3 protein-coding genes are annotated in these 11,085 nt (G+C 75.5%); all 3 read left to right on the top strand.

The window, feature by feature from the left end:
- Window positions 1-393 precede the first annotated feature (393 nt).
- Window positions 394-2,520 carry a beta-ketoacyl reductase gene (locus KM933_RS37755; RefSeq protein WP_308013677.1) on the top strand — a complete coding sequence of 709 codons (2,127 nt, stop codon included), beginning with the start codon at window positions 394-396 and terminating at the stop codon, window positions 2,518-2,520.
- 28 nt (window positions 2,521-2,548) lie between these two features.
- On the top strand, window positions 2,549-9,178 hold the full coding sequence (locus KM933_RS37760; protein WP_221361748.1) for a type I polyketide synthase: 6,630 nt from the start codon (window positions 2,549-2,551) through the stop codon (window positions 9,176-9,178).
- Between the two features lie 101 nt (window positions 9,179-9,279).
- On the top strand, window positions 9,280-11,085 hold a 1,806-nt coding region (locus KM933_RS37765), incomplete at its 3' end, for a type I polyketide synthase (RefSeq protein ID WP_221361750.1).

Genomic DNA, 11,085 nt, shown 5'->3' on the forward strand with positions numbered 1-11,085 from the left:
ACTCGGCCCCGACGCCACCCTCACCGCCATGACCCGCGAAAACCTCGACCCCGGCACGGAGAACCAAGCGGTGTTCGTCCCCGCACTGCGCCACGACAGCGACGAGGTACGCACCCTCACCTCCGCCCTGGCCCAACTCCACACCGCCGGCGTCCCCGTCGACCTCGGCGTGCCCCTCCCGCCCGTTCACCTTCCCGAGCTGCCGACCTACGCCTTCCAGCGCGCGCACTACTGGCTGACCGGTNGCCCCTCCCGCCCGTTCACCTTCCCGAGCTGCCGACCTACGCCTTCCAGCGCGCGCACTACTGGCTGACCGGTGAAGGCGGCCCCGGTGCCGCCGATGACGCCGACGCCCGTTTCTGGGATGCCGTCGAGCGCGAGGACCTCGGGTCCGTGGGTGAGGCGCTGGGGGTGCGGGACGGTGCGGAGCTGGACGCCGTCGGCGGGGCGCTGGGCGTGCTGTCGGCGTGGCGGCGCCGGCGTGACGAGCGGGCCGCGGCGGACCGGCTGCGCTACGAGGTGCTGTGGAAGCCGCTGCCCGGCGCCGCGTCCGGGGTGCCGTCCGGCACCTGGCTGGTCGTGCTGCCGGACGGCGGCGGCGTCGGGGAGTACGCCGAGCGGGTCGCGCCGGCGCTGGACCGGCAGGGGCTGCGCACCGTCGTCGTACGGGCCGGGGCCGGCGCCGACCGGGGCGGGCTGGCCGAGACGCTGCGGGGGGCGCTGGCGGGAGTGGACGACGTCGGCGGCGTCCTGTCGCTGCTCGCGCTCGACCGGCGTCCGCGGCCGGGCGGTGCCACGCTCACCGAGGGCGTCACGGCGACCCTGGCGCTGGTGCAGGCGCTCGGCGACCTGGGCTCGGGGCACCGGTTGTACTGCGCCACCCGGGGTGCGGTCGCCGTCGGTGGCACGGACGGCATCGACGCCCCCGAGCAGGCGGCCGTGTGGGGGCTCGGGCTCGCCGTGGCGCTGGAACAGCCGGACCGCTGGGGCGGGTTGGTCGACCTGCCCGAGGTGTTCGACGAGCGGGCCGCCCGCACCCTGCTCGGGGTGCTGGCCACCCCGGACGGTGAGGACCAGTTCGCGGTCCGGCCCACGGGCGCGCTGGTGCGCAGGATGAGCGGCCGTCCGCTGCTCCCGGGCGCGACGGCGGGACCGGAGTGGCGGCCACGCGGCACCGTGCTGGTCACCGGCGGCACCGAAGGGCTCGGCCGGCACGCCGCGCGCTGGCTCGCCGAGGCCGGTGCCGAGCACCTGGTGCTGACCGTCGCGTCGGACCCGGAGGCGCCACGGGTGCGGGAGGTGTGTGACGAGCTGAGCGCGCACGGCACGAAGATCACCGTTCGTCAGGTCGACCTCGGCGACCGGGAGGCGCTCGCACGGCTGCTCTCCGGGCCCGCCACCGCGCCCGGACTCTCCGGCGTCGTGCACACCGCCGACCTCGCGCGCGTCGCCCAGGTGGACGCCACCACCGCCGGGGAACTGGCGGAGACGCTGGCGGCCAAGGTCGACGGGCTGTGGCACCTCGACGCGCTGCTGGCGGAACGGGACCTGGACCTGTTCGTCGTCTTCTCCTCCGTCGCCAGTGTGTGGGGCGGCGGTGGGCAGGGGCTCATCGGTGCCGCCAACGCCCAGCTCGACGCGCTGATCGAACGGCGGCGGGCGCGAGGGTTGACGGCCACCTCGGTGGCCTGGGGTGTGATCGACGGGTTCGGTGTGGCGTCCGACGCCGCCGCGCGGGAGCAGTTGCGCCGGCGTGGTGTGCTGCCGATGGCACCCGAGGAGGCCATGGCGGCGCTCACGCTCGCGGTGCGGGGCGACGACACGCGGGTGGCCGTGGTGGACGTCGACTGGGCGGCGTTCGTGCCCGCCTTCACCTCGCTGCGGCCGAGCCCGCTGATCGGCGACCTGCCGGGCGTACGGGAGATCGTCGACGGTCTGGCGGCGGCGGACGATTCCGGCGACGAGTCGGCTTCGGAGTTCCTGCGGCAGCTCGCCGCGGCCTCCGACGCCGAGCGGGAACGTGCGCTGATGAAGGCGGTCCGCGAGCACACGGCACTCGCGCTGGGACACAGCGGCGCCGAGGCCGTGAAGCCGGGGCGCGCCTTCCAGGAGATGGGCTTCGACTCGCTCGCCGCGGTCAACCTGCGCAACACCCTCGGCGCCGCCCTGGGCACCGGGCTGCCCGCCACCCTCGTCTTCGACTACCCCACGCCCGCCGCGCTGGTGGAGCACCTGCGCACCGAACTGTTCGCGGACGCGGCCGACGAGGAGCTGAGCGAGGCGGACGAGGAGGAGTTCCGCCGGACGCTGGCCTCGGTTCCGTTCAGCCGGTTCCGGGAGGCCGGGCTGCTGGACGGGCTGCGGCAGCTCGTCCGGGCGGCCGGCGCGGACGGACCGGACCGACCGGACGACGGCGGGCAGTCGCCGTCCGCCACGGCCGCCGCCGAGGAACTCGACCTGATCAACGCAATGGACGTCGCCGGACTGGTCCAACGAGCGCTGGACGGGAACCGGTTGTGATCGCGCACTCGACACGGTGGGAGCAGCCATGAGCAGCGGCCAGACTGAACAGATCGTCGAAGCGCTGCGCGCCTCGCTGAGGGACAACACCCGGCTGAAGCACGAGTACGACAAGGCGGTCGCGGCCACCACCGCGCCCGTCGCCGTCGTCGGTATGGCCTGCCGCCTGCCGGGCGGGGTGTCCTCGCCCGAGGAGCTGTGGGAGCTGGTGTCCGGCGGGGGCGACGGCATCACCGGGTTCCCGGCCGACCGCGGCTGGGACCTGGACAACCTGTTCCACCCCGACCCCGACCACCCCGGCACCAGCTACGCCAGTGAGGGCGGCTTCCTGCACGACGCCGGGATGTTCGACGCGGGTTTCTTCGGCATCTCGCCGCGCGAGGCCGTGGCGATGGACCCGCAGCAGCGGATCATGCTGGAGCTGTCCTGGGAGGTGCTGGAACGGGCCGGCATCGACCCGACGAGCCTGCGCGGCAAGGACGTCGGCGTGTACTCCGGCATCGCCTTCCACGACTACGGCGCCGGGCTGCCCGAGGTCCCCGACGAACTCGCGGGCTTCCTCCTCACGGGCGGGGCGGGCAGTGTGCTGTCGGGCCGGGTGTCGTACGCGCTGGGCTTCGAGGGACCGGCGGTGACCGTGGACACGGCGTGCTCCTCGTCGCTGGTCACCCTGCACCTGGCGGCGCAGGCGCTGCGCGCCGGGGAGTGCTCGCTGGCGCTGGCCGGCGGGGTCACGGTGATGGCGGAGTCCGACGCGTTCGTCGGTTTCTCGCGGCAGCGCGGGCTCGCCCCCGACGGCCGCTGCAAGGCGTTCGCGGCGGCGGCGGACGGTACCGGGTTCGCCGAGGGCGCCGGGGTGCTGCTCCTGGAGCGGCTGTCCGACGCGGTCGAGGCGGGCCATCCGGTACTCGCGGTGGTACGCGGCTCGGCGGTCAACCAGGACGGCGCGTCGAACGGACTGACGGCGCCGAACGGTCCTTCGCAGCGGCGCGTCATCCGGCGGGCGCTGAACAACGCCCGGCTGACCGCCGCCGAGGTGGACGTGGTGGAGGCACACGGCACCGGTACGGCGCTGGGCGACCCCATCGAGGCGCAGGCCCTCCTCGCCACCTACGGCCGGGACCGCGAACTGCCGCTGTGGCTGGGGTCGGTCAAGTCGAACATCGGGCACACGCAGGCAGCCGCCGGAGCGGCCGGAGTCATCAAGATGGTGATGGCGATGCGGCACGGCGTCCTGCCGCGCACCCTGCACGTGGACGCGCCGACACCGCAGGTGGACTGGTCGGCGGGGGCCGTGGAGCTGCTGACCGAGGAACGGGAGTGGCCGCGGACGGGACGGCCGCGCCGGGCCGCCGTGTCCGGCTTCGGCATCAGCGGCACCAACGCACATGTGATCCTGGAGGAGGCCCCGGCCGCCACCGGCCCGGTGGACAAGGCGGTTTCCGGGAAGCCGCTCCTGACCGGCGCCCCCGTACCGCTGCTGGTCTCCGGGCGCGGCGAGGCCGCGCTGCGCGCCCAGGCCGGGCGGCTGCGGTCGTACGTGGCGGACCGTCCCGGCGTGGCGCTGACGGACCTCGGCCGGTCGCTGGCCACCGGGCGCGCGGCGCTGGAACAGCGCGGTGTCGTACTGGCCGCCGACCGGGACGCCGCGCTGCGCGGCCTGGCCGCGCTGGCCGGGAACACCCCGGCGTCCGAGGTGGTGCGGGGCGACGGCGGCCCGGCCACCGGGCACACCGTCTTCGTCTTCCCCGGCCAGGGCTCGCAGTGGCCCGGTATGGCGGCCGAACTCCTCGACTCCTCCGCCGTGTTCGCCGCCCGGTTCGCCGAGTGCGACGAGGCGCTGCGCCGCCACCTCGACTGGTCCGTCACCGACGTCGTCCGGGGCGCCGCGTCGGCGCCGTCCATGGAGCGCATCGAGGTGCTCCAGCCCGCGCTGTTCGCGGTGCACGTGTCGCTGGCCGCGGTGTGGACGGCGGCCGGGGTCGCGCCGGCGGCGGTGGTCGGCCACAGCCAGGGGGAGATCGCGGCGGCGTACGTCGCCGGGGCGCTGACGCTGGAGGAGGCGGCCCGTATCGTCGTGCTGCGCAGCGCCCTGTTCGCCGAGGAGCTGGTCGGCAAGGGCGCGGTGGCCTCCGTCGCCGCCTCCGCCGACGCGGTGGAGAGGCGGCTCGCGGCGTGGGACGGGCGGCTGGCCGTCGCCGGCCGCAACGGGCCCGCCGCGGTCACGGTCGCCGGTGAGGAGGCGGCGCTCGCGGAGTTCGTGGCCGGCTGCGAGGCCGACGGCCTGCGGGCCCGTGTCGTCGGCTCCACGGTCGCCTCGCACTGCGCCCAGGTCGATCCGCTGCGCGACCGTATCCTCGCGATGTTCGCCGACGTCCGTCCGCGCCGCTCGGCCGTCCCGTTCTACTCGACGGTCACCGGCGGCGCGTTCGACACCGCCGGCCTGGACGCCGAGTACTGGTTCAGCAACGCCCGCCGCCCGGTGGACTTCGAGGCCGCCGTGCGCGAACTGCTCTCCGACGGCTTCGGGTTCTTCGTGGAGTCCAGCGCCCATCCCGTACTGGTCACCGCCATGCAGCAGCTCTTCGAGGACGCCGGGGCCGAGGCGGTCGCCGTGGGCTCGCTGCGGCGCGGCGAGGGCGGCGCACCCCGGATGCTTGCCTCGCTCGCGGAGGGGCACGTGGGCGGGCTGCCCGTCGACTGGTCCGCGGTCCTTGCCGGTGCGGCGGACCCCGACGGGGGCGACGGAGACACCGGGGAAACCGGGGAAACCGGGGACACCGGCGGCCCGGAGCTGCCGACCGTCACCGGCCTGCCCACCTACGCCTTCCAGCACCGGCACTACTGGCTGGAGTCGGGCCGGGGGCAGGGCCACGGCGACGCCGCGAGCCTGGGGCTGACACCGGCCGGGCACCCGCTGCTCGGCGCGGTCACCGAGGTCTCCGGGACCGGAACCGGCTCCGCATCCGACTCCGGCTCCGGCTCCGTGCTGTTCACCTCCCGCCTGTCGCTGCGCACCCACCCCTGGCTGGCCGACCACGCGGCGGGTGGCACGGTGCTGCTGCCCGGCGCGGCCTTCGTGGAGCTGGCGGTGCGCGCCGGGGACGAGGTGGGCTGCCCCACCCTGGAGGAGCTCGTCGTCGAGGCGCCGCTGCCCCTGGCCGAGGGCGACGGCGTACGCCTGCAGGTCCTCGTCGCCGAGGCGGACGAGCAGGGCCGCCGCCCGCTGTCCGTGCGCTCCCGCCCCGCGGACGGCGACCCCGGCGCGGCCTGGACCCGGCACGTCAGCGGCTTCCTGGCCCCGGCCGCCGGCACCCCGCCGGAGGCCCTGGCGCCGTGGCCGCCGGCCGGGGCTGTCCCGGTCGGCCCGGAGCGGGTGACGGAGGCGTACGAGGAGATGGCCGCCGCCGGATACGGCTACGGACCGGCGTTCCGGGGCCTGCGCGCGGTGTGGACGCGGGGCGAGGAGGTGTTCGCCGAGGTCGCCCTCGCCGAGGACCAGGGGCTGTCCGCCGACGGGTTCGGACTGCACCCGGTGCTGCTGGACTCCGCCATGCACGCCATCGGCTTCCGCGCACCGGCCGGCGCCGACGCCGCGCTCGCCCTGCCCTTCGCCTACCGCGACGTCGCCCTGCACGCCGCCGGGGCGACCGCGCTGCGCGTCCGTGTCACCCCGCACGGCGCCGACGAGGTCGCCCTGCACCTGGCGGACGGCACGGGCGCGCCCGTCGCCACCGTCGGCTCGGTGGTGTCCCGGCCGCTCGCCACGGACCTCTCCGCCACCCGTACCGCCCCCGTCCGCGACCGTCTGTTCCGCGTCGGCTGGGACGAACTCCCCGCGCCCGGCCCCGTCGAGGACGCGCCGCACCCCGTGCCGGTGGCGACCGCCGAGGACATCCGCGAACTCGCCGAGACCGCCGACCTGGGCATCCCCGGGACGCTGCTCCTCGAACTGGAGGCGGCGGCCGACGGGCTGAACGCCGACGCCGTCCGCGGCGTCACCGGCCGGGTCCTCGACCTGCTCCGGACCTGGCTGGCCGCGCCCGAACTGGACGACACCCGGCTGCTGGTCCTCACCCGCGGCGCGGTCGCCGTGCACCACGACCGCGAACTCACCGACCCCGCCGCCGCGGCCGCCCTCGGCCTGCTGCGGTCCGCGCAGGCCGAGAACCCCGACCGGATCACCCTCGTGGACACCGACGGAGCCCGGGCGTCCCGCGCCCTGCTGCCCGCCGTCCTCACCGGCACCGAACCCCAGCTCGCCCTGCGCGACGGCGTCCGCTTCGCCCGCCGGCTCACCCGCGCCGACACCACCGGCGCGCTCACCGCCCCCGCGGACACGGCGGCGTGGCGGCTGGAGCCCGGCGGTGACGGCACCCTCGAAGGACTGGCGCTGCGCCCCTCCCCCGCCGCGCTCGAACCGCTCGCCGCCGGGCAGGTCCGCGTCGAGGTACGGGCCGCGGGCCTGAACTTCCTGGACGTCCTGGTCGCGCTCGGCATGAACAAGGTCGACGCCACCCTCGGCAACGAGGGCGCGGGCATCGTCACCGAGACCGGCCCCGGCGTCACCGCACTCGCCGTCGGCGACCGGGTGATGGGCCTGTTCCCCGATGCCGTCGGCCCGCTCGCCGTCGCCGACCGGCGCACCGTCACCAGGATCCCGGACGGCTGGACCTTCCAGCAGGCCGCCTCCGTACCCATGGCCTTCCTCACCGCCTACTACGGTCTGCGCGACCTCGCCGGGCTGCGCGCGGGCGAGACGGTCCTCGTGCACGCCGCCGCCGGCGGCGTCGGCATGGCCGCCGTGCAGCTGGCCCGGCACTGGGGCGCGGACGTCCTCGCCACCGCCTCCCCCGCCAAGTGGGACACCGTGCGCGCCACCGGCGTCCCCGCCGACCGCATCGCCGGCTCCCGCACCACGGAGTTCGAACGCCGCTTCCTCGACGTCACGCGGGGCCGCGGCGCCGACATCGTCCTCGACTCGCTGGCCGGCGACCTGGTCGACGCCTCCCTGCGGCTGCTGCCGCGCGGCGGGCGCTTCCTGGAGATGGGCAAGAGCGACCTGCGCGATCCCGCCGAGGTGGCGGCCGCCCACCCCGGCGTCGCCTACCGGGCGTTCTCCCTCCACGAGGCGGGCGACGACCGCATAGGGGAGATGCTGCGGGACCTGGCCGCCCTCTTCGAGCAGGGTGTCCTGCGTCCCCTTCCGCTGCACACCTGGGACGTACGGGAGGCCCCGGCCGCCTTCCGCTTCATGAGCCAGGGCCGGCACACCGGCAAGAACGTCTTCACCCTGCCCCGCCCCCTCGACCCCGACGGCACCGTGCTGGTCACCGGCGGCACGGGCACCCTGGGCCGCCTGGTGGCCCGGCGCATGGTCACCGAACACGGTGTGCGCCACGTCGTCCTGGCCGGGCGGCGCGGCCGGGCCGCCGACGGCGTGCCCGAGCTGGAGGACGAGCTGCGCGCCCTGGGCGCCGCCACCGTCCGCACCGTCGCCTGCGACGTCGCCGACCGGGACGCGGCGGCCGCCCTGCTCGCCTCGATCCCGCCGGACGCCCCGCTGACCGCCGTGGTGCACGCCGCCGGACTCCTGGACGACGGTGTGATCACCGCCCTGACACCGGAGCGGCTGGCCGCGACGTTCCGGCCCAAGGTGGACGCCGCGCTCAACCTGCACGAGCTGACGGCCACGCTGCCGCTGAGCGCCTTCGTCCTCTTCTCCTCCGGAGCCGGCACCTTCGACTCCCCGGGTCAGGGCAACTACTCCGCCGCCAACGCCTTCCTGGACGCGCTCGCCCGCCACCGGCACGCCGCCGGACTGCCCGCCACCTCCCTCGCCTGGGGGCTGTGGGGCCAGGTCACCGACATGAGCGCCCACCTCGACGACACCGACCAGCGACGCATGGCCAAGGGGGGCATGCTCGCCCTGTCCGTGCCCGAGGGCATGGAGCTGTTCGACGCCGCCCTGCGCACCCCCGCCGCCGTCCTGGTGCCCGCCCGCATGGACTTCGCCGCCCTGCGCGGCCTGGCCGCCACCGGCACCCTGCCCGCGCTGCTGGCCTCCCTCGTCCGGGCCCCGCGCCGGGCCGTCGACAACACGGCGGCGGACACCGACGACCTGGCCGGCCGGCTCGCCAGGGCGACCGCGGGACAGCAGGAGAAGATCCTGCTCGACCTGGTCCAGCAGGAGGCCGCCGCCGTCCTCGGCCACTCCTCCGCCGACGCCGTCGACCCCCACCAGCCCTTCAAGGAGATCGGCTTCGACTCGCTCACCGCGGTCGAACTGCGCAACCGTCTCTCCCGCCGGGCCGGTACCCGGCTGCCCGCCACGCTCGTCTTCGACCACCCCGCGCCCACCGCCCTGGCCCGCTTCCTCCTCGCCGAGCTGGGCCAGGATGTCGACCCGGCCGAGCTGCTGCTGACCGAACTCGACGCCATGGCCACGACGCTGGCCGGGACCAGCCCCGACGCGTCGACCCACGCCACCGTCCTGACCCGCCTGAACGCGCTCGTCGAGCAGTGGAGGACGGCCGCGGACCCGGCTCACACCGGTACCGGTACCGGTACCGGTACCGGTACGGAGGAGTTCGACGTGGACACCGCGACCGACGAGGACATGTTCGACCTCATCGACCGGGAGTTCGGCACCACCTGACCGACCGCGACCTCCGACCACAGGCCCGGCCCAGCAACCGGTGCCGGTTCCGGCCCCGGCCCGACAGACCTCCGACGCGTTTCCATCAGGAGCGAACTCTCATGGCAGATGACGGGAAGCTGCGTGACTACCTCAAGCGCGTGCTGGCGGACGCCCGCCGTTCCCAGCAGCGGGTCCGCGAACTGGAGGCCGAGCGGTCCGAGCCGATCGCCGTCGTGGCGATGGCCTGCCGCCTCCCGGGCGGCGTCACCTCCCCCGAGGAACTGTGGGACCTGGTGCGCCGCGGCCACGACGGCATCACGCCCTTCCCCGAGGACCGCGGCTGGGACCTGTCCGGCCTCTTCCACCCCGACCCCGACCACCACGGCACCAGCTACGTCCGCGAGGGCGGCTTCCTGCACGACGCGGGCGACTTCGACGCCGCCTTCTTCGGCATCTCCCCGCGCGAAGCGGTCACCATGGACCCGCAGCAACGCCTCCTGCTCGAACTGTCCTGGGAGACCTTCGAACGCGCGGGCATCGACCCGACCGTGTGGCGCGGCAAGGACGTCGGGGTCTTCGCCGGCTTCGCGGGCAGCGACTACGGCAGCGAACTCACCGGACTCCCGGAGGAGTTGGAGAACTACCTGATGACCTCCGGGGCGGGCAGCGTGCTGTCCGGCCGGATCTCCTACACCTTCGGCTTCGAGGGTCCCGCCGTCACCGTCGACACCGCCTGCTCGGCCTCCCTGGTGGCCCTCCACCTCGCGGCGCGGGCCCTGCGCGCGGGCGACTGTTCCATGGCCCTCGCCGCGGGTGTCACCGTCCTCGGCACCCCCCGCGCCTACATCGGTTTCTCCCGGCAGCGCGGCCTCGCCGCCGACGCCCGCTGCAAGGCGTTCGCCGCCGCCGCGGACGGCACGATCTTCGCCGAGGGCGCGGGCGTCCTGCTCCTCGAACGGCTGTCGGACGCCCAGCGCCTGGGTCACCGCGTGCTGGCGGTGCTGCGTGGCTCGGCCGTCAACCAGGACGGCGCTTCCAACGGCCTGACCGCCCCCAACGGCCCCTCCCAGCAACGCGTCATCCGCAAGGCACTGGCCGACGCCCGCCTCACCGCGTCCGACGTCGACGCGGTCGAGGCGCACGGCACGGGTACGGCCCTGGGCGACCCCATCGAGGCGCAGGCCCTGCTGGCCACCTACGGCCAGGGCCGCCCCGCGGACCGGCCGCTGTGGCTGGGCTCGCTGAAGTCCAACATCGGGCACACCCAGGGCGCCGCGGGCGTCGCGGGCGTCATCAAGACGGTACTGGCCCTCCAGCACGGAATCCTGCCGCGCACGTTGCACGTGGACGCCCCCACCCCGCAGGTGGACTGGTCGGCGGGCGCGGTGGAACTGCTGACCGAGGAGCGGGAGTGGCCGCGGGCCGACCGTCCGCGCCGGGCGGGCGTCTCCGGCTTCGGCGTCAGCGGCACCAACGCCCACGTGATCCTGGAACAGGCCCCGGAACAGGAGCCGGCCCGGACACCCGGCCCGGCCGCCCTCCCGGTGATGCCGTTGCTCCTCTCCGGACACGGCACGGCAGCCCTGCGGGCGCAGGCACGGCAGGTACGGGACCACGCCGAGGCACACGCGGAGGTGGACCTGCCCGCCCTGGGTGCCGCGCTGGCCCTGGGCCGGGCCGCACTGCCGGACCGCGCGGTGGTCCTGGCCGGCGACCGGAACGAGGCACTGACGGGCCTGGACGCGCTGGCACGGGGCGAAGAGGCACCCGGTGTCGTCACGGGCACGGTGACCCGCGGACGACTGGCCATACTGTTCACCGGCCAGGGCTCCCAACGCCTCGGGATGGGACGGGGGCTGTACGAAGCGTTCCCCGTCTACCGCGAAGCCTTCGACGAGGTGTGCGCGGCCCTCGGCGACGAGATA

This window comes from Streptomyces beigongshangae (assembly GCF_019710745.1).
Lineage (GTDB): Bacteria > Actinomycetota > Actinomycetes > Streptomycetales > Streptomycetaceae > Streptomyces > Streptomyces beigongshangae.